This is a genomic window from Bradyrhizobium sp. SMVTL-02 (genome assembly GCF_051853005.1).
Taxonomy (GTDB): domain Bacteria; phylum Pseudomonadota; class Alphaproteobacteria; order Rhizobiales; family Xanthobacteraceae; genus Bradyrhizobium.
On the sequence record NZ_CP182469.1, the window covers coordinates 6354871 to 6378636 of the forward strand.

The 23766-nt window shown below is 65.5% G+C and carries 21 protein-coding genes; 9 read left to right on the forward strand and 12 right to left on the reverse strand.

Annotated features, from left to right (window positions below):
* Window positions 1–6 precede the first annotated feature (6 nt).
* From ACNJYB_RS30340 to ACNJYB_RS30355, 4 genes are all read left to right on the forward strand, one after another.
* A complete protein-coding gene (locus ACNJYB_RS30340; protein ID WP_439370220.1) occupies window positions 7–1476 on the forward strand; it encodes a mannitol dehydrogenase family protein in 1470 nt (489 codons plus the stop codon).
* Window positions 1477–1586: 110 nt separating this feature from the next.
* Window positions 1587–1994, forward strand: a complete 408-nt coding sequence (locus ACNJYB_RS30345) for a nuclear transport factor 2 family protein (protein ID WP_439370221.1) — start codon at window positions 1587–1589, stop codon at window positions 1992–1994.
* Window positions 1995–2338: 344 nt separating this feature from the next.
* Complete coding sequence (locus ACNJYB_RS30350) at window positions 2339–3187, forward strand: SDR family oxidoreductase (protein ID WP_439370222.1); 849 nt, start codon at window positions 2339–2341, stop codon at window positions 3185–3187.
* A gap of 120 nt (window positions 3188–3307) precedes the next feature.
* Window positions 3308–4576, forward strand: coding sequence for a serine hydrolase domain-containing protein (locus tag ACNJYB_RS30355; protein ID WP_439370223.1), 1269 nt, complete (start codon window positions 3308–3310; stop codon window positions 4574–4576).
* 448 nt (window positions 4577–5024) lie between these two features.
* On the opposite strand, the gene ACNJYB_RS30360 is transcribed toward ACNJYB_RS30355, so the two are convergent.
* Together ACNJYB_RS30360 and ACNJYB_RS30365 are read right to left on the reverse strand one after the other, a co-directional pair.
* Window positions 5025–5201, reverse strand: coding sequence for a hypothetical protein (locus tag ACNJYB_RS30360; RefSeq protein WP_439370224.1), 177 nt, complete (start codon window positions 5199–5201; stop codon window positions 5025–5027).
* Window positions 5202–5483: 282 nt separating this feature from the next.
* Window positions 5484–7067 carry a porin gene (locus ACNJYB_RS30365; RefSeq protein ID WP_439370225.1) on the reverse strand — a complete coding sequence of 528 codons (1584 nt, stop codon included), beginning with the start codon at window positions 7065–7067 and terminating at the stop codon, window positions 5484–5486.
* Window positions 7068–7570: 503 nt separating this feature from the next.
* Between ACNJYB_RS30365 and ACNJYB_RS30370 the strand changes: the two genes are divergently transcribed.
* Window positions 7571–8050, forward strand: coding sequence for a MarR family winged helix-turn-helix transcriptional regulator (locus ACNJYB_RS30370; RefSeq protein ID WP_439370226.1), 480 nt, complete (start codon window positions 7571–7573; stop codon window positions 8048–8050).
* Between the two features lie 134 nt (window positions 8051–8184).
* Here the strand turns inward: ACNJYB_RS30370 and ACNJYB_RS30375 are convergent, their stop codons facing one another.
* Window positions 8185–9255, reverse strand: a complete 1071-nt coding sequence (locus ACNJYB_RS30375) for an alpha/beta hydrolase (protein ID WP_439370227.1) — start codon at window positions 9253–9255, stop codon at window positions 8185–8187.
* 895 nt (window positions 9256–10150) lie between these two features.
* Here ACNJYB_RS30375 and ACNJYB_RS30380 point away from each other — a divergent pair.
* The 3 genes from ACNJYB_RS30380 to ACNJYB_RS30390 all read left to right on the forward strand — a co-directional run bounded on the left by ACNJYB_RS30380 (window position 10151) and on the right by ACNJYB_RS30390 (window position 13955).
* Window positions 10151–11215, forward strand: coding sequence for a ketopantoate reductase family protein (locus ACNJYB_RS30380; protein WP_439370228.1), 1065 nt, complete (start codon window positions 10151–10153; stop codon window positions 11213–11215).
* A 301-nt stretch (window positions 11216–11516) separates the two neighbouring features.
* Complete coding sequence (locus ACNJYB_RS30385) at window positions 11517–12335, forward strand: YkgJ family cysteine cluster protein (RefSeq protein ID WP_439370229.1); 819 nt, start codon at window positions 11517–11519, stop codon at window positions 12333–12335.
* 105 nt (window positions 12336–12440) lie between these two features.
* Window positions 12441–13955, forward strand: coding sequence for a helicase HerA domain-containing protein (locus ACNJYB_RS30390; protein WP_439370230.1), 1515 nt, complete (start codon window positions 12441–12443; stop codon window positions 13953–13955).
* Window positions 13956–14011: 56 nt separating this feature from the next.
* On the opposite strand, the gene ACNJYB_RS30395 is transcribed toward ACNJYB_RS30390, so the two are convergent.
* The 8 genes from ACNJYB_RS30395 to ACNJYB_RS30430 form a co-directional block, all read right to left on the reverse strand.
* Window positions 14012–14749 (reverse strand): ABC transporter ATP-binding protein, encoded by a 738-nt coding sequence (locus ACNJYB_RS30395; protein ID WP_439370231.1) that lies wholly within the window; start codon window positions 14747–14749, stop codon window positions 14012–14014.
* Window positions 14746–15594 carry an ABC transporter ATP-binding protein gene (locus ACNJYB_RS30400; protein ID WP_439370232.1) on the reverse strand — a complete coding sequence of 283 codons (849 nt, stop codon included), beginning with the start codon at window positions 15592–15594 and terminating at the stop codon, window positions 14746–14748. The genes ACNJYB_RS30395 and ACNJYB_RS30400 overlap by 4 nt, the downstream gene beginning before the upstream one ends.
* A complete protein-coding gene (locus tag ACNJYB_RS30405) occupies window positions 15594–17417 on the reverse strand; it encodes an ABC transporter permease (protein ID WP_439370233.1) in 1824 nt (607 codons plus the stop codon). The genes ACNJYB_RS30400 and ACNJYB_RS30405 overlap by 1 nt, the downstream gene beginning before the upstream one ends.
* A 139-nt stretch (window positions 17418–17556) precedes the next feature.
* On the reverse strand, window positions 17557–18714 hold the full coding sequence (locus ACNJYB_RS30410; protein ID WP_439370234.1) for an ABC transporter substrate-binding protein: 1158 nt from the start codon (window positions 18712–18714) through the stop codon (window positions 17557–17559).
* A gap of 66 nt (window positions 18715–18780) precedes the next feature.
* Entirely contained in the window at window positions 18781–19356 is a 576-nt protein-coding gene (locus tag ACNJYB_RS30415; RefSeq protein ID WP_122401784.1) for an alkylhydroperoxidase domain protein, read from the reverse strand.
* A 12-nt stretch (window positions 19357–19368) separates the two neighbouring features.
* The gene (locus ACNJYB_RS30420) at window positions 19369–19968 is read right to left on the reverse strand and encodes a CMD domain protein (protein WP_439370235.1); all 600 of its coding nucleotides are present in this window, start codon (window positions 19966–19968) and stop codon (window positions 19369–19371) included.
* Window positions 19969–20001: 33 nt separating this feature from the next.
* On the reverse strand, window positions 20002–21039 hold the full coding sequence (locus ACNJYB_RS30425; protein WP_439370236.1) for a putative FMN-dependent luciferase-like monooxygenase: 1038 nt from the start codon (window positions 21037–21039) through the stop codon (window positions 20002–20004).
* 141 nt (window positions 21040–21180) lie between these two features.
* Window positions 21181–21975 carry a MetQ/NlpA family ABC transporter substrate-binding protein gene (locus ACNJYB_RS30430; protein WP_439375682.1) on the reverse strand — a complete coding sequence of 265 codons (795 nt, stop codon included), beginning with the start codon at window positions 21973–21975 and terminating at the stop codon, window positions 21181–21183.
* Window positions 21976–22162: 187 nt separating this feature from the next.
* Here ACNJYB_RS30430 and ACNJYB_RS30435 point away from each other — a divergent pair, with 187 nt between their 5' ends.
* On the forward strand, window positions 22163–22297 hold the full coding sequence (locus ACNJYB_RS30435) for a hypothetical protein (protein ID WP_439370237.1): 135 nt from the start codon (window positions 22163–22165) through the stop codon (window positions 22295–22297).
* Window positions 22298–22304: 7 nt separating this feature from the next.
* On the opposite strand, the gene ACNJYB_RS30440 is transcribed toward ACNJYB_RS30435, so the two are convergent.
* Window positions 22305–23750, reverse strand: coding sequence for an MATE family efflux transporter (locus tag ACNJYB_RS30440; RefSeq protein WP_439370238.1), 1446 nt, complete (start codon window positions 23748–23750; stop codon window positions 22305–22307).
* Window positions 23751–23766: the final 16 nt, after the last annotated feature.

Consider the following 23766-nt stretch of genomic DNA (forward strand, 5'->3'; position numbering starts at 1 on the left):
ACGTCCATGCGCCTTGGCAGCGCCAATCTCGACCGCTTGCCGCCGGCCATCCGCCGCCCGGCCTATGACCGCTCGCGCGTTACGCCGGGTGTCGTGCATCTCGGCCTCGGCGCCTTTCACCGCGCGCATCAGGCCATCCTCATCGACGATTGCATTGCTGGCGGCAGCATGTCCTGGGGTATCGTCGGCGCCAGCCTGCGCAGCCCGGATACGCGCGACGCCCTCGCCCCGCAGGATCATCTCTATACGGCTGCCGTACGCGCCGCCGAAGGCACCGAGCACCGCGTCGTCGGCGCCCTGCTCGACAGCGTCGTCGCGCGCGAGAAGCCGGCTGCGCTGGTCGAGCGGATGGCCGATCCCGCCATCCGCATCGTCTCGCTCACGGTCACCGAGAAGGGCTATTGCCACACGCCGCAGACCGGCGATCTCGACGAGCGGCATCCCGATGTCGTGCACGACCTCAACAATTTTGACGCGCCGCGCTCGGCACCCGGCTTCATCGTGGCTGCGCTGGCGCGCCGGCGCGCACAGGGCCTAGCGCCTTTCACAGTGCTGTGCTGCGACAACCTCGCCGCCAACGGCCACACCGTGCAGCGGATCGTAGCGCAGTTCGCCGCGCTTCGCTCCAAGGATCTCGGCAAGTGGATCGCGGACAACGCCGCCTTCCCTTCGACCATGGTCGACCGCATCGTGCCGGAGACAACGGATGCCGACCGCGATGCGGTGTCATCCGCGCTCGGCATGCGCGACGCCTGGCCCGTGATGACCGAGCCGTTCACGCAATGGGTGGTCGAGGATCGCTTCACCGCGGGCCGGCCCGACCTCGCCGCTGCCGGGGTCGAACTCGTCACCGACGTCAAGCCGTTCGAGCTGATGAAGCTGCGGCTGCTCAACGCCAGCCATTCGGCGCTGGCCTATCTCGGCTATCTCGGCGGCTACGAGACTATCGCCGACACGATGCGGGATCCGCACTTCGCGCGCCTCGCCGCGCGCGTGATGGAGGAGGCCGCGGTGACGCTGACGATGCCAGCAGGAACGGACCTCGCCGCCTATCGCGCCTCGCTGCTCAAGCGCTTCGCCAACCCGGCGCTGTACCATCGAACCTGGCAGATCGCGATGGACGGCTCGCAAAAGCTGCCGCAGCGCCTGCTCGGCGCGATGCACGATCGTCTCGCGAGGGGCCTGCCGATCGCAACCCACGCGCTCGCGGTCGCCGGCTGGATGCGCTACGTCACCGCAACCGACGAGCACGGCCGCGCCATCGACGTGCGTGATCCCCTCGCCGCCGAGTTCGCGGGCCTCGCGCGCGATGCTGGTCCCGTGGCCGAACGGCTCGCGCCGGCCCTGCTCGGAGTCAAGAAGGTGTTCGGACCCTTGGGTAACGAGCCGCGCCTGCGTGAGGCCGTCACAGCCGCGCTCGGCCGTCTCTATCAGGATGGCGCGCGGCGGGCGGTGGAGACACTCCTTTCCGCCTGATCACAAAGCAGGCAGCGGCCTCCTCAATGCTGCACTGCGGTCAAAATCGAGTGCAAAATCAAACGCAAGTCGCGCTTGATTTTTACCTGTCATTGCCGCACCCGAGAGGCATGGCAAAGGACAGCAAGGTCATCGCCGCGAACGCGGCCTTCTATGCCGCCTTCTCCACCGGTGACGTCGCCGGCATGGAGCGGATGTGGGCGGACGACGACGGCATTTCCTGCATCCATCCCGGCTGGCCGGCCATCATCGGCCGTGCCACGGTGATCGGAAGCTGGCGCGACATCCTGCGAAACCCGCAGCGGCCGCAGATCGCCTGCGCCGAACCGCAGGCCATCATCGACGGCGACAGCGCCCGCGTGCTCTGCATCGAGATCGTCGACGGCACTGCCTTGGCGGCTGCGAACCATTTCCGACGCGTCGGCGACGGCTGGCGCCTGGTGCATCACCAGTCGAGCCCGATCGCCCAGATTGTCGAGCAGGCTGAGGACGATAGAACGAGCCGCCGCGTCCACTGAACGGGGCGAACACGCAAGCGTGATCTACTGTGCATGGGGTTGTTTTCCGACTTTCTTGTTGGCGGCATCCAAGCCCGGACAGATCGTCCAGCACGACCCGCGTCTCGGCCAGCGTGCCGTCGACATCGAAGATCAGCGCGGCCGCGCGCCGGATCAGAGCCGTGGGCGCCAGAGCGACCGCATCTGCCGGCATGATCGACGCCTCCCTTGACGATGACGTCTGACCATCGCCTGCACTGGAGGCCGGGACAAATCGCAATATCTTTTGCCGGACTCAGAAATCTCTTATGAGCGACTGGCGCGCATCTGGCGCGACGGGAACTCCGGACCTGCACGGGAGACGCATGCGGCTCTTCATCCTCGGCCTCGGCTACAGTGCCCGGCATTTCGTCCGCAAGTTCGGCGGGGCCTTCGCGCACGTCGCCGGCACCGTGCGCGATCCGGGAGCGCGAAACGACCTGCCGGATATCGAGGTGCACGCCTTTTCCGGCAGCCGTCCAGCTGACGCGACGCTCGAACGGATCAGCGACGCCGATGTCCTCCTGGTATCGATCCCGCCCGGCAGTGGCGGCGATCCCGCGCTGGCGGCCTTCGCAGACGTGCTGGCGGAGCGCCACCGCAAGATCATCTATCTCTCGACCATCGGCGTGTATGGCGATCACGCAGGCAGCTGGGTGGACGAGAGCACGCCGCCCCAGGCCGCCTTCGAGCGCACGCGCCTGCGGCTCGCGGCCGAGCAGGCCTGGACCAATGGCGGGTCCGGCCATGTCGTGATCCTGCGGCTTGCCGGCATCTACGGTCCCGGCCGCAACGCGCTGGTGACGCTGCGAACCGGCACGGCGCGGCGGATCATCAAGCCGGGGCAGGTCTTCAACCGCATCCATGTCGACGACATCGCGAGCACGATCATGGCCGCCATCCAGCACGGGCGCGGCGGCACCTTCAACGTCTGCGACGACGAGCCCGCGCCGCCGCAGGACGTGATCGCCTATGCCGCGCAGCTCATGGGCGTTGCGCCGCCGCCGGAAGAGTCGTTCGAGATTGCCGAGATGTCGCCGATGGCGCGCAGCTTCTATGCCAGCAGCGCCCGCGTCTCCAATGCGAAATTGAAGCACGAACTCGGCGTCACGCTGGCTTATCCGAGCTATCGCCAGGCCCTGGATGCGCTGTGGCGCGCAGGCGAAGGCCGATAGGTTCCGCTACGCCCGGCGCCTCCCTGACATGCCCTGCCCGCGCTTGACTTCGCTCCAGCGCGGTCGTGATCTAGGGCTTGAGCGAGCCATTCGCATAACGCGCTCGCCTGGGAGGATCAAATGAACAAGACGATCACCATGATCGCGGCGGCGGCTGCCGCGATCACGCTCGGTGCCGCGCACGCCGCACCGCTGCCCGAAGCCAATCCCGATGACGCCGGTTTCTCGAAGCAGGGTCTTGCGCGGCTCGACAGCTTCTTCGCGCGCGAGATCGCCGCCAAGCGCGTCCCCGGCGCGGTGGTCGCGATCGCGCGGGACGGCAAGCTCGTGCACTACAAGGCCTACGGCATGCTCGATCCCGACAAAGGCACGCCGATGCCGGTCGATGCGATCTTCGCACTCGCTTCGATGACCAAGCCGATGGCAGCGGTCGCCGCCCTGACACTGATGGAGAAGGGGCAGCTACCGCTCCAGGCCAAGCTGTCCGATTACTATCCCGGCTTTGCCGACATGAAGGTCGGCGTGCCCCAGAGCGACGGCTCGCTCAAGCTCGAGCCGCAGGCCTCGCCGATCTTCATCCACGATCTCTACCGGCACACGTCCGGATTGATGTATGGCGGCCGGCCGGACTCATCGAGCCCGGTGGCGCGGCAATATCCTGACGGCGTCGCGCCGGCGATCGAGGGCGACACCCAGGCCTTCATCGACCGCATGACGAAACTGCCGCTGGCGCATCAACCCTCGACCGAGTTCGAATACGGCTTTTCGATCGACGTGCTCGGCGCCGTCGTCGAGAAGGTGAGCGAGCAGAAGCTCGGCGACTATCTCGCCACCAACGTCTGGCAGCCGCTCGGCATGAAGGACGCGACCTTCTACCCGACCGACGCGCAACGCCCTCGTCTCGCCCGCCCGTTCGCCAACGATCCGCTGACCGGCAAGCCGCAGGCCATCAAGCTGCTCGACACGCCGACGAAGTTTGATTGCGGCGGCGCCTGCTCGTTCGCGACCATCGGCGATTACGTCCGCTTCGGGCAGATGCTGCTCAACGGCGGCGAGCTCGAGGGACAGCGCATCCTCGGTCCGAAGACCGTCCATCACATGACGAGCAATCATCTCGGCCCCGAGATCAAGAACAACGTGGCGAATGTCGAGCCGCATCGCGGTGGATTCGGCTTCGGCCTCTCGGTCGCGGTCCGCACCAGCGAGGGCCTGTCGTCGGTGCCCGGCAATCCCGGCGAGTTCACCTGGAATGGCGCCTACGGGACGCAGTTCTTCTGCGATCCGAAGGAGCGTCTCGTCGTCGTCGTGGGCACGGCGGCGCCTGGCGAGCTCCGGAAATATTATCGCGAGCAGGTCCAGGACATCGTCTATGGCGCGCTGGTGAAGTGACCGCGCCTCGGTCAGGAAGGGCGGCCGCTCGGGCCGCCCTTGTAAAGTGCAGCGTCAGGCGGGCAATTTGCGGGCGACTCGCTTGATCATCGTCGTTGCGAGCGCAGCGAAGCAAGGCCGGAGTCTGTCCGCGGCGGGATTCTGGATTGCTTCGCTACGCTCGCAATGACGGAGCATGCGGCAGCAGCGTCGCTCGTTCGGCTCGCGTTTCGAATCGCAGACATGCCTTCGCATCCTCGCGGCTGATTTCACCCGAGCTTTGCTTGATCGTTCCGCCCTCTCGATCCAAGAGCAACTGTGCTGGAAGTAGCCCGGTGACCGGCCGGCCTCAAGGCTGGCGCTGGCGCGCCCCCGCCTGCGGCGGCTGACGGCCTTGCCCCCGTCCGCTCACCGGTCTTTTGGCTTTGCAAGCGCTCGGTCGAGGACCGAGCGCGGTGGGCACGCTCGCTCAGCTCAGCGCGTAGCGGCCAGGATCCCATTTTTGGCGTCGTGCGATCATGGTGTTGAGGATGCTGATCAGCTTGCGCATGCAGGCGATGATGGCAACCTTCGGCTCTTTTCCCTTGGCAATCAGGCGCTGATAGTAGGCCTTCAGGACGGGATTGTTGAGCGTGGGCTGCGCCAACACAGGGCATGTAGATGGCGTTACGGACCCAGCGGCGGCGGTAAAGCGGAATGTTTTTGACGCAGCAGATTGACAGCGGGCAACACAGGCCCGGTGCCGTAGCCCGGATGGAGCGGAAGCGAACTCCGGGACGGCCGTTCGGCGAGACGACTTTCCCGGATGATACTGCGCTTCATCCGGGCTACGGGGCTTCGCTGCCCCAGCCTCAAATCATCGGCCTCACACAACAAAAAACACCCGGCGGTTTCCCGCCGGGTGCTCTCCTGGATCTTTCGACAGATTTTACCAGTTGCGCTGAGCGCGGAGGATCATGGCGATCGAGTCCTGATCCTTCAGCTGGTAGGTCGCGGTCGGCTTGGCAGTCACGACGTTCGGAGAGAAGGTCACCGTACCGTCGTACTTCTGGTCGAGGTGGGTCCAGGACACGTCAGCCGAGAACGTCAGGTTCTTGACCGGGGTCCAGCGGGTGACGAGACCGAGCTGACCGATCGCGAAGTCCGGGTTGCACGAGGTGACGCCAGCCAGGCCGCCGAACACGCCGCCAGCACCACCGGCGCCGCAGATCGTGGTCTTGGCCAGCGTGCCGAACTGGGCCTGAGCGTAGGCACCGTAGATCGCGGTGTTCCAGTAGGGATCCCAGTTGTGCGTGTAGGCGCCACGGAAGCCCCAGGTCTTGACGGTTTCCTGCGAGCTGCCGGTCACGTACACCGTGTCCGGAGCGTTGGCGAAGCCGACGCTGCCATAAGCACCAGCAAGACCCGAGCTGCCGTACAGCGCGTAGCTGCTGCCCGACAGGTTCTGGAAGTTGTAGCGGGTCGCACCGTCGGTGTAGACGCCCTGGATGTTGATCGTGTCACCCGCGCCGGTCGGGATGTTCTTGATCGACAGAGCGAGCTGAACCGCCCAGCCCCACTTGTCGTCGGGGTGGCCGGTGACTTCGGTCGCGCCGTAGTAGCCGACGTGGTTGTCATGCGCAGCGACCGACGCCTGGAACAGGCCCCAGGCCTGGTCGACACGGACCTGACCGACGAGGTTCGGCGAACGCGAGCCGCCGAGAGCGTTGGTGCCGTACGAGCCACCGGCGATGCCAGCGACGGACGCGCCGGTCATGTTGAGGTTGCCGGCCTGATAGTACTGGGTCGCATCCTCAGCCGAGAACGAGGCCGTCACGCCCTGGCCGAAATCGGCCGTGTAGGTGAACTGGGTGACGCCGGTCACGGTGCCGCTGCCGCCGACGAGGTTGTCGGTGATGTTGCCGGGATAGTTGGTCCAGGGCGCGTCGAACTGCGACACGGCCTTACCCATCGTGAAGCCGGCGAACTGGATGAAGGCGTAGTACACGCCGAGCCCACCACCCCCGGTGTTGCCGTCGGTGCCGTTCACCGCGCCAGAGCCGTTCGAACCGACGAGGCCGGTGCCCGCAGCGTTGAGACCGAGCGTACCGCTGTACTGGGTCCCACCCGTTGCCGAACCGGTGGGCGTATAGTTGCCGGTCGTCCAGGTGAACACGCCGTCGAAGAAGGTGCGGACCACGCCGTACTCGGTCGCGGTGCGCGTGTCGATGTTCAGGTCTTCACGAGCGCGGAAGGTGTAGTAGTTCATCAGGCGGTTGCGAGCACCCGCAGTACCGCCCTGGTTCGGATTGAAGTCCGAGTTAGTGTTCAGGTTTGCGTCGGCGCGCAGGTAACCACCGAGCTTGATGCAGGTGTCGGTGCCCGGGATGTAGTAGAAGCCGGCGCCGTAGAGCGAGCAGATCTTCACGTATTCGACCGCCTTGGCCTTCACGGGAAGATCGGCTGCGAACGCACCGGAGACGGCCATCAGGCCGGCTGCCGAGCCGAGAAAGAGCGTCTTCGTCAACTTCATTAGATAAACCTCCAGGTCGGTTCAGGGGGCTCGGCTCCTCGATGGAGGCCGCTTGACCCTCTCAATTTCCGTTCAATTCAGGTCGGCACTGACGTTCCGGACTGCAACGACAGCGAGGTGCCCCCCTCCGTCGTGGATTCACATATAGTTTATAAAAACAATGGCCTCAATTCATTGATTTGCTGAAGCGCAACTTCGGAAAAGGCTGTTGCCTGCGCGCAACAGGAGACAAATGCCGCAAGCCAACCGATTGAAACCAAAGAAAAAGCCCTCAGGGGGCATCCCGAGGGCTTTCTTGGAGGTCTCACATCGCTGGTCATTGACATTGGGTCAAGAGCAGCAAATTCTGAGTAGGTAGAGGCGTAACTTAATCAATTGCTTTCTGCAAGCATTAAATGACGACACGTTTTTCCAAATGAAGCGATCTGTGCGAGACGGCCTGCCAATATCCCGGTAAAAGGCTGATCAGAGCCAAAACAAAAATGGCCAACGGGGGAAGCCACATGATCGAGAAGAAGCTCGACCGGGCGATTACGGACTTCATCTGGAATATCGTTGAAATCCACTCGCAGCTCGAGGACATCCACAGCAGCTGGGCTGGACTGCTCGGTATTACCGAGCCGCAATGGCTGATCCTGATGGCTATCACCGAGCTGGACGAGGGACGAGGCGTCGCCGGAATCGACATTGCGAACAAGCTGCGGATCCACCCCGCCTTCGTAACCAACCAGACCAAGAGTCTCGAGAAGGGTGGCTTCCTGTCGCGACGGCCGGCGGCCGACGACGCCCGCTTCGTTCTGATGTCGCTGACTGAAAAGGCGACAACGGACATCGAAAAACTGTCCAAGCGGAAGCTCGCCCTGAACTCGACCATGTTCAACGACCTCGACGAGAAGACCCTCGCCGATCTGAATGCCGCGCTCGGGACCATTGCCAAGAATGCCCGGCTCGCTGCACGGCTGCTGGCCATCGACGTTTCATGATCCTCGGCCCTTGGCGACGCGGCCAAAGCGCGACGGGAAGAGAGAACGACTTCCAGGTCCGTCCAGCGTTGTCTCGGGATGACTGCGCCGCGCTCGTCGCGAGAACGGCGCGGCGTCCCGTCGAGGATCCTGTGCTAGAGATAGGTTACGGGGTCGAGGCGACGGACAGCTCCAAGCCTGGCGTCGAGCCACTCGAAAATGAAGTCGTCTACCGCGATGAAATTCTCGACCTCGCCCTGAGGATATGGGATGAGGTTCGGCACGACGACCGAGCAGTCGGCTCCGGCCTGGCGATAGCCGGCTTGCAGTTCGAGAGCCTCCTGTTCGCGCACCATCGAGCGGCTCCCGACCACCATGAGAAGCGGGCAGTCCATTCGGCGCGACGACGGCAACGGACACATCGAGGCTACGCCCTCGACGCCTGTGATCCAGTCAACCGATGCTTGGCGCGTAATCGACCGCAAAAGACCGCCGTCACACACGGCGGCGGCGACCCTGCAATCCGAAAGCACGAGGCGCGAGGCATGGCTGGCGCCCGCGCCTTCGCCGTAGATCCCGATCCGCTGCGCGTCGACATCCGGGCGCGCCTCCAGATAGTCCAGCCAGCATTGGAGGATATGCTCCTGTCTGAGCGGAGGACGAGCAGGCGAACTGCCGGGATCGATCAGCAGAAGAGACATGTTCCGGCGCAGCGACGCGGGCAAAAGCCTGCTCATCATCGAGGCCAGGGTGATGTCCTCGTCGGCGATGCAGATGACCGCGGGCGCGGAAGGCCCGTGACGGAGCGCCGGCAGGAAGAAGCCGGTCAACGTCCCCTGACCGTAGCCGTCGGTTTCGACGCGCTCTATCGCTTGAGCCGCATCGTCCGCGAAGCTTCGCAGGCTGAAACCGACCCTCTCGGCGAAGTCGGTACTCGCGAGATCGTCCGGACAAGACAAGCTTCGCGCGACCTCGAACGCCATCAGCGCGCACATCCACGCCTCGTGCGCAATCCGGCCGGCACCATCTGCGCGCGCGGATTCGGCGGAGCTCCGATAGTCTTCCGCGAGCCTCAACCAGTCTGAGACCCACAGATGCCTGTGCGCCTCACGCGCAAGCTCCGCGACAGACAGACTTTCAAAAAATTCAGACGCGCGCTTTCGCAAGCGTACCAGGCTTCCACCGGCGCCATCGCTGGCGCCGTGAGGCCAATGATCACCTTCCATTTTTTTCCCCGAACGGCGCGTCAGCGATTGGCCAGGTTTGCCGGCTGCGCTCTCAGCGCAACGCCGTGCACGCCTGCTCGATGCCATCCCAGGCGTACCTGGTCGCATGCATCGCGCTTGCGTCTGCTGAGGCCGTCCGTCTCGTCGATCTGTCTCGCGGCGATCTCGACTCCGCGCAGGGACGAGACACCGTGCCCCGCGAAGGATCGGGGCTTTGCTGCAGCGAGACCCCATCCGATTTTCGTTTCGTCTTCGCTTCGTGCGGGCGGGGGCACTTGGCCAAGCGGTGTGCAGCCCCCATCGGCCGGTCTCAACACAAGTTGCACGCCGGCTCCAACTCAATCGTCACGTCTCAGCTCCGTTGCTGATCTACAGTTACGGCCCCGCGCCATTTTGCCATTTTTTCGGTCTCGCGTTTGCAGTTTTTTGTTGCGGCTGACGACTAAAATTTGGCTCCCATTTGCTCACAGAAGAGGCATGACTGGTATCGACCTTTCATGAAGGTCTTATGGGCGCATCCGCCGCGCTGCCAATCACCGCAGCAATGACGGTGCGGGCCGCTTCATCGACGAGACGACCACCCCGCCCCGCACGTTTGCGCACCGCGCGACGGGCGCACGATCGCCTCTCCCCGACGAGCCGGATGCATTCGGGATTTCGGGACATAACGGGACATAATTTGACTTGGGCAACGAACCGGATCTGCAGAGCCCTGGCCGGATGGGATTCGTCGCATTTCGGTCGTCAGGGCACGACCCGCCGCCCCCGACCTTCCGCATCTTGTATGCATTATCCCAGTTGCCATTGCCGGCCGGTTCGCTTTACATGCCGACCAATCGCTCCTCGGACCAAAGCCAGGGCGCAAAAATCACACGACATCTCCAAGGGACGAAACATGGCGCGTAACATTCTGATTCTCGGGGCTTCCTACGGCTCCCTGCTGGGCACGAAGCTGCTGATGGCGGGGCACAATGTGACCCTGGTCTGCCGCGCCAAGACCGCAGAGCTCATCAATCGCGACGGTACCGAGGTGCGCATCAAACTGCGCGACGAGGCGGTGCACCGGGCGATCTTCTCGCGCCACCTGCCCGGCAAGCTCGACGCCGTGACGCCGGCCAACGTCGACCTCTCGCGTTACGATCTGGTTGGGCTGGCGATGAAGGAGCCGCAATACACCAACCACACGGTGCGCGTCCTGATGGTCAAGATCGCGGCGGCGAAGCTGCCATGCCTGTCGATCATGAACATGCCGCCGCTGCCCTATCTGAAGCGGATTCCGGCGCTCGCCGACATGGACCTCGAGGAGGCCTACACCAATGCGCAGGTGTGGGAACGGTTCGAGCCGGGGCTGGTGACGCTGTGCTCGCCCGACCCGCAAGCGTTCCGCCCGCCGGAGGAAGCCGCGAACGTGCTTCACGTCGGCCTGCCCACCAACTTCAAGGCCTCGGTGTTCGCCGACGAGAAGCACAACAAGCTGCTGCGCGAGTTGGAGGCCGACATCGACGGGGTGACGCTCGACGGCCACGAGGTGCCGGTGAAGCTGAAGGTGTTCGATTCGCTGTTCGTGCCTCTGGCGAAATGGTCGATGCTGCTCACCGGCAATTACCGCTGCATCACCCCGAACGAGCCGCAATCGATCCGCGACGCCGTGCATGGCGACCTCGCACGCTCGCAGACGATCTACGACCATGTCGATGCCCTCGCCCGCCGCCTCGGCGCCGATCCGCAGGACCAGGTGCCGTTCGCGAAATACGCCAAGGCCGCCGAAAGCCTGCTCAAGCCGTCGTCGGCCGCGCGCGCGGTCGCAAGCGGCGCGCCCTTCATCGAGCGCGTCGATCTCCTGGTGAAGCTGATCTCGCATCAGCTAGGCGTGCCCAATGCCGAGATCGACCGCACGGTCGACACCGTCGATCAGAAGCTGAACGAGAAGATCGTGCAGGGCGGATCGGGCGCACAGTAAACGCGCCGCGTCCGTCGCACGCGCCGAGGTCGGCCTGATCCGTGTCATTTCACGCGGGAGACGCGGTTCGCGCAGCACCGACCCGTCGCATCCCCTCAATCGCGCAAAAGAGCTTACGGTTCCCGGTGCCGCGCCAACGCAACGAAGGCATCGCGCGGCCCTGATCACGCGATCGTGTCGCCGCGCGCGTCCCGTCATCTTGCTTCGCACATGGGCGTCAGCAACATAGTTTTTCAAATCAGCTTTCCGGCATTGGTTTGCACGACCTGCGTTGGGTATCCACACAAGAACAGAAGATGTCATGGACCAGGCGATGCTGAGCGTCGTCCGCGCGGTGGAGGCGGGCGCGACGACGATGAAGGGCGTGATCGATGCCACCGGGCTCTCCCGTCTCAAGATCGAACGTGCGCTGACCGCGCTGGAGAAACAGAAGCTGCTGGTCCGCGATGGCCAGGGCTTTCGCGCGACCGGCCTGCCCAAGAGCGCCGCTCCCACGCGGCAATGCGGATCGTGCAATGCCTGCTGCGACATCCTCGAAGTGGCCGGGGTCGACAAGCCGGTCAACCAGCTCTGCCGGCATTGGCAGGCCGGCACGGGATGCACGATCTACGAACGCCGTCCGCAGATGTGCCGGTCATTCGTCTGCGCCTGGCTGCAGGGCCATCTCGACGACGACTGGTTTCCGGCGAAGTCGGGCATCGTGGTGCATTTCAGTCAGGACGCCGTCAACGTCACGGTCGATGACGATTGTCCCGACCGCTGGCGCGAGGAGCCGTATTTCAGCAAGCTCGCCGAATGGTCGCTGAACGGGATCAGGCGGATCGGAAATCGCGGCTACGCGACCCTTGTCGTCTCCGGCGCCGAGAGGTTCCTGCTGCTCGGACGCACCGTCGTGCCCGAGCCGACATTGTTCGGCACGGCCTTCCTGCCGCTCACGGCCGACACCTTCCGGTTCTGGCGGGCGAGGTCGCCCGAGCATCTGCAGCGGCTGCACGCGCGCATCGCCGAGATCGAGCGGATCCGGCAGGAATTCGGCTCCTGCGCGATTCCGGAGAACGAGGACGACGATCCGCAGGCGCCCTACCGGCCCGCACTTCTGCGGCTGTCGAATCACGCCTGAACGACGCCGTGGGCAACGCGGCCTGATTTGCGCTGCAGCGCTCGACGCGCCGCGGCGGGATTGATAAGCCCCTGTCCGCAGATGATGGGGACTTGAGTCGGGGACATGACGGTTGCGATCGAGATGGGGCAGACCACGGCAGGCGCCGCGGCGGCCATGGACCTCGAGGAACTGCTGGCGACCCGTCTCCTGGTGCAGGGCAATTCGGGCTCCGGCAAGTCGCATCTGCTGCGGCGCCTGCTGGAGCAGAGCGCGCCCTGGGTGCAGCAGGCCATCATCGATCCCGAAGGCGATTTCGTCACGATGGCCGAACGCTTCGGCCATCTCGTGATCGACGCCGAGGACCACACCGAGCGCGGCCTCCAGGTTGCCGGCGAACGTGCGCGGCTGCATCGCGTCTCCACCGTGCTCAATCTCGAGGGGCTGGATGCCGAGAACCAGATGCGGCGCGCCGCAGCCTTTCTCGGCGGCATGTTCGATGTCGACCGCGACCATTGGTACCCGATGCTGGTGGTGGTGGACGAGGCGCAGCTGTTTGCTCCCGCCGTTGCCGGGGAGGTTTCGGATGAAGCGCGAAAACTCTCGCTCGGCGCGATGACCAATTTGATGTGCCGCGGCCGCAAGCGCGGGCTCGCCGGCATCATCGCGACCCAGCGCCTCGCCAAGCTCGCCAAGAACGTTGCGGCGGAAGCGTCTAATTTCTTGATGGGCCGCACCTTCCTCGACATCGACATGGCGCGCGCCGCCGATCTGCTCGGCATGGAGCGGCGGCAGGCGGAAGCCTTTCGCGATCTCGAGCGCGGCCAGTTCATGGCGCTGGGACCGGCGCTGTCGCGCCGTCCGCTGCGTCTGAACATCGGACCGACCGCGACCTCCCCGCGCAATTCCACGCCGCGGCTGATGCCGCTGCCGGAGGCCACACTTGAAGACGCCCGCGCGGTTATCCTGGCCGCGCCGCCGCCCGATGCCGGCCGGCCGCAGCGCCGTGCGGCGCCGGATCTGCTCGAGCAGCTCCGCGCCGCGAAAGCCGCAGCCGTGCCGGAAGCCCGCACGGAGCCGATCGAGGTGCCCGTCAGCGCCGAAGAGCTCGGCGAGCGGCGCGAGCGTGTCGATCGCACGCTGAGAGCCGTGCTCGCCGAGCCCGATGCCGGCTTCCGCGCCATCGGCGTGCTCTATCAGGAATTCGTGGTCCGCTGCCGCATCGAGGGCCTAGGGGCGGCGGTGCCCGATCTCAACGAATTCCGCCGCATGCTGACGCATGCGCGCGCCGGCGTCGGCACGGATCTCACTGAAGACGACGCCTGGCAGGACGTGTCGCTGCGCGCCTCGATCCTGCCGGACGACATGCAGGGTGTATTCATGATGATCGCGCGCGCCGCCAAGGAGGGCTGGCCCTGCCCCGGCGATGCCGCGATCGCGCGCGCCTATGGCTCGCATTCGCTGCGCCGGGCGCAGCGCCTGCTCAGCTACATGGAGGAGCAAGGGCTGATCGTCTGCCAGCTCGACGGCGGCGGACGCAGGATCGTGACGCTGGTGGAGCTCGCCTGGGCGACGGCGCCGGGCGATCCCCATGCCGACGGGCTGCCGGCCGGGCCGGCGCAGAAAGCGGCGTCGGCCTGATTGTTGCCACGAATGAGATGCGCTCCCTCTCCCGCGTGCGGGACAGGGTGAGACCGCTACGCCGCCTCGGAGCCGCCGAGATAGGCGTCGCGGATGCGCGGATCGTCCTTCAGCGCGCGGGCCGGACCTGACAGCACGATCTTGCCGGTCTGCAGCACATAGGCCTCGTGCGCGATCTCCAGCGCGAGGCTGGCGTTCTGCTCGACCATGAAGACCGACACGCCCTCCTGGTTGATGGCGCGGATGAGCTCCAGCACGCGATCGACATAGAGCGGCGACAGGCCCATGGTCGGCTCGTCCATCACGATCATCCTGGGACGGCTCATCAGCGCGCGCGCCATCGCCACCATCTGCTGCTCGCCGCCGGAGAGGGAGCCCGCGCGCTGCGACAGCCGCTGGCCGAGCTTGGGGAACAACGTGAGCATCCTGTCGAGATCCTGCGCCACCGCGTCGCGGTCGTTGCGCACGAAGGCGCCCATCAAAATGTTCTCGCGGACGCTCATGTCCGCGAACAGCCGCCGCGCCTCCGGCACCGAGGCGACGCCGCGGCGGACGATCTGCGGCGTCGTCAGCCCGATCAGCGAAGCGCCGTCGAACGTCACCTCGCCCGAGCGCGGCTTCACCAGTCCCAGAATGATCTTCATCGTCGTCGACTTGCCGCTGGCATTGCCGCCGAGCAGGCAGACGATGTGGCCTCGCGCGACCGTGATCGACAGGTCGAAATGCACCTGCGCCTGTCCGTAGAAGGTGTTGACGTTGGATAGCGCCAGCAGCGGTTCGGGTACGCTCGTCATGCCGCGCTCTCCTGCTCCGCCGTCCCGGACAGCCCGTGGCCGAGATAGGCCTCGATCACCTTGGGATCGTTCCGCACCTCTTCGCCCGGCCCTTCCGCGATCTTCTTGCCCTCGTCCATGACGATGACGCGGTCGGACAGGCGCATCACCATCTCCAACTTGTGCTCGATCAGGAGGATGGTCAGCCCTTCGGCTTTCAATTCGGCGACGAGCGCCTGCATCTCCGCGGTCTCGGTCGGGTTCATGCCGGCGGTCGGCTCGTCGAGCAGCAAGAGGCGCGGCTTCAGCGCGAGCGCGCGGGCGATCTCGACGCGGCGACGGTTCGCGTAGGAAAGGCTATAGGCCGGCTGATCGATGCGCGGCAGCAACCGTTCGCCAAAGCGCGCGAGGATGGCCTTCACCTCCTCGCGCAGCCGCTCCTCCTCCGCCTTAACGCTCGCGGGACGCAGCAGCGCGAGGCCCAGTTCGAGCAGCGGACCGATCACCGGCACGGCCGGCTTCACCGCGCGCAAGCGCGTATGCGCGCCGATCAGGACGTTGTCCATGACGCTGAGATTGCCGAAGACGCGGCCGAGCTGGAAGGTGCGCGCGATGCCTTCGGCGGCGAGACGCTCCGGCGAGAGACCTGTGATGTCTTGGCCTTCGAAGCGCACGGTGCCGGCGTCGGGCCGGTCGAGCCCGGTCACGAGGTTGAACAGCGTGGTCTTGCCGGCGCCGTTCGGGCCGATGATGCTGATCAGTTCGCCCTTGGCGAGATCGAGATCGATGGCATCGACGGCGGTGAGACCGCCGAAGCGGCGCGTCAGCCCGCGCAGGGACAGCATGGGATTGTACTGCTCCGCCATCAGAGCGTCCCCAGCAGGCCCTGCGGCCTGAACCGCACCAGCAACAGCAGCACGATGCCGTAGATCAGGATGCGATACTCCGCCGCGATCCGGAACACCTCGGGCAGGCCGACCAGCGCCACCGCCCCGACGATCGCACCGACCACGTTGCCGAGGCCGCCGAGGATGACGACCGTCAGCGCCAGGATCGATTGCTGCGTGTTGAAGGTCTCGTGGTTGATGTAGGAATAGAGATGCGCGGCGATGCCGCCACTGACGCCGGCCGCAAAGCCGCCGAAGACGAAGGCGAGCGATTTGTAGCGGTTGAGGCTGAGGCCGTAGGCGCGCGCGGCGATGTCATCGTCGCGGATCGCACGAAAGCTGCGGCCGAGATGCGACGTGAGCAGGCGTCCTTGCAGCAGCGCCAGCACGACCATCACCGCAAAACTGAACCAGTAGATCGAGGACGGGCTGATCAGGTCGTAGCCGAACAGCGACAGCGGCGGGATGCCGGAGACGCCGATCGGACCGCGCGTGACGCTCTCCCAGTTCAGGATCACCAGCGAGACGATCTCGCCGATGGCCAGGGTCGCGATCGAGACATAGTGCCCGCGCAGGCGGAAGGACGGCGAGATCAAGAGCGTGCCGAGCGCCGCGCTCGTCAGGCCGCCGGCGATGATGGCCAGGCTGACCGGGACATTGAGAGTTAGCGACAGCAGCGCGGAAGTGTAAGCGCCGATCGCAAGCAATGCGGCGTGCCCGAGCGAGACCTGTCCCATCGTGCCTGCAACCAGCGTCAGGCTGAGCGCGAGCATGCCGAGCAGCCAGGCGTTGATCAGCGTCTGGAGCACGTAGAACGACACCGGGAAGAACGGCAGGACGGCAAAGCCGGCGGCGGCGACAGCCAAGGTCCAGCGCGGAATGCGCACGGGGCGGCTCGGCGCGATGAAGGTGCCGGTGAGCGGCTCGGGCGGCGCCTGCCGCGCGCTGGCGAACAATCCGTTCGGCCGCAGCACGAGCACGACGACCAGCAGCAGGAACGCGAACAGATTGCGGTAGCTGGTGCCGAACACGGCGACGCCGTAGCTCTCGACCAGGCCCAGCAGCAGGCTGCCGATCACCGCCCCCGGCACGTTGCCGGCACCGCCGACGACCTCGGCGACGACACCCTTCAGGGTCGCCTGCAGGCTCATCGCGGTGTCGATCTGGTTGTAGTACATGCCGACCAGCATGCCGGAGACGCCGCCGAGCGCAGCCGCAATGCCGAACACCGCCTGATTGACGCGGTTGACGTCGACGCCCATCTGCATCGCGGCGTCGCGGTCCTGCGAGGCCGCGCGCACCGCCCAGCCGAGCTTGCTGTAGCGCAGGAACACGAACAGCAGGAGCGCGCTGGTGAGGCCGACGCCGGCGATCAGCAGATCGAGCGGACCAATGGTGCCGCCGCCGAGCTGGAAGCGCACGTCCGGCAGCTGGCTCGGCAGCGCGCGCGGATTGGGCGAGAAGGTCAGCATCACCAGCTGATCGAGCACGAAGCTGATGCCGATGGTCGCGAGCAGCGGCGCGATGCGCACCGAGTTCTGCAGCGGACGCAGCCCGAACCGCTCGATGATCAGTCCGACCACCGCCGCGGCCGCCGCCACCACGATGATGGTGAGCGGCAGCGGAGTATGCAGCTGCACCACCGCGACCCAGCCGATATAGGCGCCGACCAGATAGATCGAGCCTTGCGCGAAGTTGATCAGGCGGCTGACGCCGAAGATCAGCGCGAGCCCGACCGCAACGAGAGCGTAGACATTGCCGACGATCAGCCCGTTGATCGTGTAGTCGAGCCAGGAAGACACGCGATGGTCCCACTCAAGAGGAAGCGGCCGGAGCCCGAAAGCGCGATGAGACCATCGCGCTTTAGTTTGTTTTTACGCATGATCTTTCCGGATAACCGCTTCGCACTTTTCCGGATCATGCTTTGGCCCGGCCATCAGGTCAGGTCGGCTTGCCGTCCCAGAGCGTGAACTGGCCCTTGCGCACGACCAGCTCGGCGTTCATGGCACCCTTGACGCGGCGGGTCGCGACGTCGAACGTCGCGGTGCCGAAGATGACGCTCGGAACGTCCTTGACCTTGGTGAAGGCGTCGCGGATCGCCTTGCGGTCGGTGCCGCCGATCTTCACCACGGCGGCCGCCATGTTCATGGCGTCGTAGGCGTAGGCGTTGAAAGCGTCAGGTTCGATCCCGTTGTACTTCCTCTTGAAGCCGGTGATGAATTTCTGCACCTCTGGCCGCGGGTCTTCCGGGAAATAGCGCGTGCCGACATGCACGTCCTCGACCGCCTCGCCGCCAAGCTCCAGGAATTTCGGCGAGTAGACCGAGCTGGCCGCGCAGATCACCTGCTTCAGGCCGACTTGTCGCGCCTGCCGCGCGATCAACGCGCCGTCGGAATAATAGGAGATCAGGATCAGCCCATCCGGATTGGCGTCGCGCACGCGCACCAGTGTGGAGCGGAAGTCGCGCTCTTCGGCAATGTAGCCTTCAGTGACCGCGATCTCGGCGCCATATTCCTTGGCGGCGTTGACGAAATAGTCGCGGCTGGTCCGGCCCCAATCGGTGTTGAGATGCAGCACAGCGAGCTTCTTCAGGCCAAGGCGCCTCACCGCATAGGACGCCAGCAGCGGCTGCTCGTCGGCCTGACTGACCGAGGTGCTCCACATGAAGTCCCCGCCCTTGGTGAAGTCAGGATGCGAATTGGTGAAGCCGAACTGCACGAGGCCGGCACGCTGGTAGATCGGCGATGCCGCCATCGAGGCGGGACTGGAGAAATCGCCGAGCTCCATGACGATGCGGGGATCGGACACGAACTTCTGCGCGATCGCCACCGACTGGCGCGGGTCGCTCTGGCTGTCCTCGAACTGGTAGGCCAGCTTGCGCCCGTTGATGCCGCCGGCAGCCGTGATCTCGTCGAGCGCGAGGTCAAAGCCCTGCTTCCACTGCGTGCCATATTGCGCATTCGGTCCCGTCAGGGGCCCGCTGACGCCGAGCAGGATCGGCTCGGAAGATTGCGCAAACGCGCTACGCGAGAAGGCCGCGCCCGCCATCATGGCGGCGAGCGAGCCCTTGACCAGGGTACGACGATCGATGTTGCTCATGCACGGCTCCATCCACTTCAGTTGTTAACTTCAGTTGTTACAAGCAGCAATTTCTATGCCGGTTCCCTATTTCGAGGGTTCACCGAGCGACAGCATCAGCCGGTTCGCCCAGTTGAAGAACGAGGCGCCATTGATGACGTCGACGATCTCGGCATCGTCGAGACCGGCGCGGCGCAGTTCCGCGATATTGTCAGGGCCAAAGGCGATCGGCGTCTCGGCCAGTGCCACCGAGGCCTTCACCACGGCATTCCAGCGCTCGCCGAGATCGGCACCAACGCCTTCGTCGAGCAGGCGCTGCACGTCGTCGCGGCGCTTGGAATAGGTGCTGGCAAAGCGGGCATGAACGGAGGCGCAATAGATGCAGCCGTTGTAGCGCGAGGTCGCAGCCGCTGCGAGCTCGCGCTCGGCGCGGGGCAGGCCGTCGGCAACGTTGTAGAAGATGTCCTTGTCGGTCTTGGTACGGGCCTCCAGCACTTCGGGGTCGCGTACCAGCAGACGGAAATACTCCGACTTGGCGCGGGCGCGATCGACGAGACCGGCGAAATGCCGCTCCGTCAGCTCGGCTTCGGGCAGCGGGTCGATCCACGACACCCAGCCGAGCTCGTCCTGGGTGAAAACGACCGGCGGATTGACGGTGCTCATGATTGCTGCCTCCTACGCGCTTGCCGCTGCGAGCGTGCGCAAGCCGCTGACGACGCGCACCTGGAACGACAGGAACGCAACGAGCTGCGACAACGTGACGATGCCGGTCTCCGACCAGCCGGCGGCCAGCAGCGCCTTCATGTCGGCGGATGTGGCATCGCGCGGGCGGAAGACCAGGAGATGCGCATGCTCGAACGCCGTAACCAGCCGGGCACCGAGCTGCGGTTTACGTTCCGCGCTGACGCGATAGATCAAGCCGGCCTTGTTCTCGACCGACAACGGTCCGGCCGGAAAGGCGCCATAGGGACCGGAGGTCTTGCCACGCCCGATCTCGATCTGGATCGGCTCGACCAGCCCCGCGCCATCCGCATTCGCTGCAAGCTTGTCGCGATAGAAGGCGGCGACGGGGGACTCGCCGTGGAGCCCTGTCACGAAGGCTGCGACCGCGGCGCGTTCGGCACGCGAAAAATCCCCGGCGTCGATCGGCTCGAACAGCGAGAGATAGCTCTTCTGCGCGTTCTCGCGCGCCTGCAGGCGACGCGCGCGGATGGCATCCAGAGCCGATCCCGGCTCAATGCCGGCGAGCGTGTCGATGATGTCGTTCGTGCTCATCAGTCAGCCTTATCCAATTCCGTCGAGCCGGGGCTAGCCCGCCAACGCCACGTCGGGTGCGGCGGTCCTGACCCAACCCAGCGCGGGCGCGACCTTCTCCGCGACCAGCTCGATCGAGCGCAGCACGTAGGGATGCGGCGCGTCGACCGAATGCACCTGGAAGACCAGATCGGTCACCCGCTCCAGCGTGGCATCGGTGCGGAGCGAGGCGATCACCTCGTCGGCAGCGCCGACATGGGTGTCGAACGCCGCGATCATCTCCTCCAGCGTCTCGCCCGGCGGAAGGTGACCGCCCTTCATGAATTGCGGCAGAGCGCGGCGCAGTCCGATATCGGCAAGCCGCATCGCCTCGCGATGATCGTCGGCGACGAAGACGCTGCGCGAGGCCATGATGCGCGGCTCGCGGCCCGGCGGCAGCGCTTCGAGATAGGCGTCGATGATCGGGTTCTGGATCTCGGCGAGCGTCGCCTTCGGCGCGTCCTTGGATCGCGGCTGGGTGCGCGACAGCAGGAGGCCATCGCCGGCCTTGCCGGCGCGGGCGCCGCCGGCGACGGAGAATGTCGCCTGCCAGATCCGCTTGTCCAGTTGCGGCCGCTGCGGATAGAGCGTGTCGCCGCCGTCGAGCGGCTTTCCGGTCAGTGCCTTGCGGACGATGCCCAGATTGCGCGCAAAAATCTCGTTGCGCTGGGCGCCGTCGAGGCCGAAGGCGGCGAAGGCCGACGGGTTGCCGCCGGTGCCGACGCCAAGCTCGAAGCGGCCGTTGCACAGGAGATCGAGCACCGCAGCGTCCTCCGCCACCCTCACCGCACTCTCCAACGGCAACGTGACGATGCCGGTGCCGAGGCGGATGCGCGAGGTTCGGGCTGCGACATAGCCGAGGAAGGTGAAGGGCGACGGCAGACCGCCCTCGCGCTCGTGGAAATGATGCTGCGCGATCCACGCGGAATCGAGCCCGGCCTTCTCGGCGCGCACGATCTGCTCGGCCGCGAAGCGATAGCGGTCCGCCGCCGGCGCCTCGTCGAGCAGTCGCGTGAAGAAGCCCAGGCGTTTCAGGTTTGCAAAGCGTTTCATACGATCCCTGTCGGGCGAGGATTGCCACGCCCCCGATGATGTCGGTTGCCGCAGTTCCAGACAAGCGGGCATTGCGCAGGGCTCATACGCACGGCTGCCCCTCGGATCGCCCTTGCACCGGACTCCGGGGGGGCAGACTGCCTACCAGCTCGGCAGCACCGCGCCCTTGAACTTGGTGAGGACGAACTCCTTCACCTCGGGCGTGTGATAGCTGTCGACGAGGATCTTGACCCAGGGCTTGTCCTTGTCGGCGGCGCGAACCGCGATCAGGTTGACATAGGGCCCCTTCGGGTCCTCGCGCAGGATCGGGTCCTTGACCGGATCGAGGCCTGCCTGGGTTGCATAGTTGGTGTTGATCGCGGCTGCGTCGACGTCGTCGAGTGCGCGCGGAGCCTGCGCCGCATCGACCTCGATGAACTTCAGCTTCTTGGGATTCTCGGTGATGTCGAGCACGGTCGGCTTGAAGCCGGTGCCGTCCTTCAGCTTGATCACGCCCTTGTCGCGGAGCAGCAGCAGCACGCGGCCGCCATTGGTCGGATCGTTCGGGATCGAGACCTTGCCGCCTTCGGGGATATCGGCGAAGGACTTGTGCTTCTTCGAATAGACGCCGATCGGGAAGTTCACGGTGAGGCCGACGGCCTCGATCTTGTAGCCGCGGTCGGCCTTCTGGTTGTCGAGGTAAGGCTGGTTCTGGAACGAATTGGCCTGGATCTCGCCGGCATCGAGCGCGGCGTTCGGCACCACGTAATCGGAGAACTCGAGCAGCTGGATGTCGAGGCCCTGCTTGGCGGCGATCGGCTTCACGGCTTCGAGGATCTGCGCATGCGGCCCCGGCGTCACGCCGATCTTGATGGTCTCGGCTGCGGCTGCGGCGGACCATGCGGCAAGCACGGCCGAAAGGATCAGCGGAAGGCGAAACGACATCTTGGTCTCCATCACTCAACGACAGTCATTGGAGCCGTATTCGCTTCTCCGCGGCGCGAAATCAATGAAAAGGAAATCCATATTGGCACGGCACGGCGAAGAACACCTTCTCCATTCGGCGCAAAATAGGAAACGAATTCACGGCCCACAACGGCACCTCCCGCCAGCCTGAGGCGGATCACGGCGGGACAGCGCACCGATGTTCGCCGATGCGATACTCTCATTCGCCGAAGAGGTCTCGCGCTGGCTGGCTGAGCCGAAGGCGGCGGTGGAACTGCTGACCAACGTGCTGCTGATGTCGGTGCTGGCCATCGGCGTCACCAGCATCAGGTGAACGGCCTCTATTCGGATCGCCAAGTCGATGGCGATAGCATGATCAGCGCGCAAATCGCCGCATAGGCGAGCAGCGAGATCGTGATCATGGCGGCGAGTCCCGCCATGCCGGCACCAAAGCCTGCCACCGCGATCCAGCCGCCGCCGGCCGCGATCAGGATACGCACGACCGAGGACGCGAGCGGGCCCATGGCTCGACCGGTGCCCTGGACTGCGAAGGACGTCACGAAGCCGAAGCCGAGCGCGGCATAGGCGGGCGCGACGATGCGAAGATACGTCATGCCCTCGCTCACCACCTCGGCTTCGTGGCTGAAGAGGTGCAGCCAGGCGGTCGGGACGATCGCGACCAGGAGGCCGATCGTGCCCGTCATGGCCATGCCGACGACGCCGCTAATCCAGCCGATTTTCCGCGCCCGCGCCAGCTGCCCGGCCCCCATGTTGACGCCGACCATGGTCAGCGTCGCCGTGCTGATACCGAACAGCAGCGGGATCATGATGTAGTCGAGCCGCGAGGCAATGCCATAACCGGCAAGCGCAGAAGTGCCGAACAGGCCGACCGCGCCGGTGACGAGGATAACGGTGAGATTGGTCAGCACGGCATTGAGCGCGGTCGGAATGCCGACCTTCAGCATGTCACCGAAGATTCTTGCACGCAACGGTACGACGTGGAGTTTCAGGCCGGTCGCTCCCGACGCCATGTAGCGCAGCAGGAACAGCATAGCCGCGCCGTAATAAAGACCGAAGGCGACGCCGGCGCCGCCAATGCCGAGCCGCGGAATCGGCCCGAAGCCGAAGATCAGCGCTGGCGAGACCGGAATGGTCACGATCGCGCCGACCAGCGTCACCAGCGCCGGCACCCTGACATTGCCGGAGCCGCGCAGCGCCGCCGCCTGGAGGTTGACGATCCACACCGGGATGGCGCCGGCGAACAGATAATTGGAATAGGTGGTGGCGGCAGCGAGCGCACCGTCCGTGCCGCCGAGGGCGTGATAAAGATGTGGCCCCCCGAAGGTCACGCCCAACGTGAACACGCCGCCCGCGATGATCGCGAGCAGCACGGCATGAAACAGCGCCGCCTCCGCGTCGTCGCGGCGGCCGGCGCCGACCGCGCGGGCGACGGAGGATGCAACGCCGGAGCCGAACCCGCCATTCGACATCATGGTCATCAGCATGAAGATGGGGAACACGAGCGCGGCGCCCGCCAGCGCGTCGGTGCCGAGGAAGCCGACATAGTACGCCTCCGCGATGTTCACCGCGGTCTGCGCCACCAGGACCGTGACGGTCGGCGCGGCGAGACGGAGCAACGTCGGAGGAATGGGCGCGGTGAGCAATGCCGCGCGCCTCTGCTCGGCCACGCTCGGGGTCGCTACCGCCGCCTGGCGAAGCGGCGCTGCAGCGCGGGCCACGAACTTCGGAGCGGACAAGGGCCGCGCGGCGGCATCCTCGACTGACATGGGCGCGATCCCTTTT

Coding starts and splice junctions, on each gene's coding strand:
- ACNJYB_RS30340 (WP_439370220.1), top strand. CDS start 7: ATGCGCCTTGGCAGCGCCAATCTCGACCGCTTGCCGCCGGCCATCCGC.
- ACNJYB_RS30345 (WP_439370221.1), top strand. CDS start 1,587: ATGGCAAAGGACAGCAAGGTCATCGCCGCGAACGCGGCCTTCTATGCC.
- ACNJYB_RS30350 (WP_439370222.1), top strand. CDS start 2,339: ATGCGGCTCTTCATCCTCGGCCTCGGCTACAGTGCCCGGCATTTCGTC.
- ACNJYB_RS30355 (WP_439370223.1), top strand. CDS start 3,308: ATGAACAAGACGATCACCATGATCGCGGCGGCGGCTGCCGCGATCACG.
- ACNJYB_RS30365 (WP_439370225.1), bottom strand. CDS start 7,067: ATGAAGTTGACGAAGACGCTCTTTCTCGGCTCGGCAGCCGGCCTGATG.
- ACNJYB_RS30370 (WP_439370226.1), top strand. CDS start 7,571: ATGATCGAGAAGAAGCTCGACCGGGCGATTACGGACTTCATCTGGAAT.
- ACNJYB_RS30375 (WP_439370227.1), bottom strand. CDS start 9,255: ATGGAAGGTGATCATTGGCCTCACGGCGCCAGCGATGGCGCCGGTGGA.
- ACNJYB_RS30380 (WP_439370228.1), top strand. CDS start 10,151: ATGGCGCGTAACATTCTGATTCTCGGGGCTTCCTACGGCTCCCTGCTG.
- ACNJYB_RS30385 (WP_439370229.1), top strand. CDS start 11,517: ATGGACCAGGCGATGCTGAGCGTCGTCCGCGCGGTGGAGGCGGGCGCG.
- ACNJYB_RS30390 (WP_439370230.1), top strand. CDS start 12,441: ATGACGGTTGCGATCGAGATGGGGCAGACCACGGCAGGCGCCGCGGCG.
- ACNJYB_RS30395 (WP_439370231.1), bottom strand. CDS start 14,749: ATGACGAGCGTACCCGAACCGCTGCTGGCGCTATCCAACGTCAACACC.
- ACNJYB_RS30400 (WP_439370232.1), bottom strand. CDS start 15,594: ATGGCGGAGCAGTACAATCCCATGCTGTCCCTGCGCGGGCTGACGCGC.
- ACNJYB_RS30410 (WP_439370234.1), bottom strand. CDS start 18,714: ATGAGCAACATCGATCGTCGTACCCTGGTCAAGGGCTCGCTCGCCGCC.
- ACNJYB_RS30415 (WP_122401784.1), bottom strand. CDS start 19,356: ATGAGCACCGTCAATCCGCCGGTCGTTTTCACCCAGGACGAGCTCGGC.
- ACNJYB_RS30420 (WP_439370235.1), bottom strand. CDS start 19,968: ATGAGCACGAACGACATCATCGACACGCTCGCCGGCATTGAGCCGGGA.
- ACNJYB_RS30425 (WP_439370236.1), bottom strand. CDS start 21,039: ATGAAACGCTTTGCAAACCTGAAACGCCTGGGCTTCTTCACGCGACTG.
- ACNJYB_RS30430 (WP_439375682.1), bottom strand. CDS start 21,975: ATGGAGACCAAGATGTCGTTTCGCCTTCCGCTGATCCTTTCGGCCGTG.
- ACNJYB_RS30435 (WP_439370237.1), top strand. CDS start 22,163: ATGTTCGCCGATGCGATACTCTCATTCGCCGAAGAGGTCTCGCGCTGG.
- ACNJYB_RS30440 (WP_439370238.1), bottom strand. CDS start 23,750: ATGTCAGTCGAGGATGCCGCCGCGCGGCCCTTGTCCGCTCCGAAGTTC.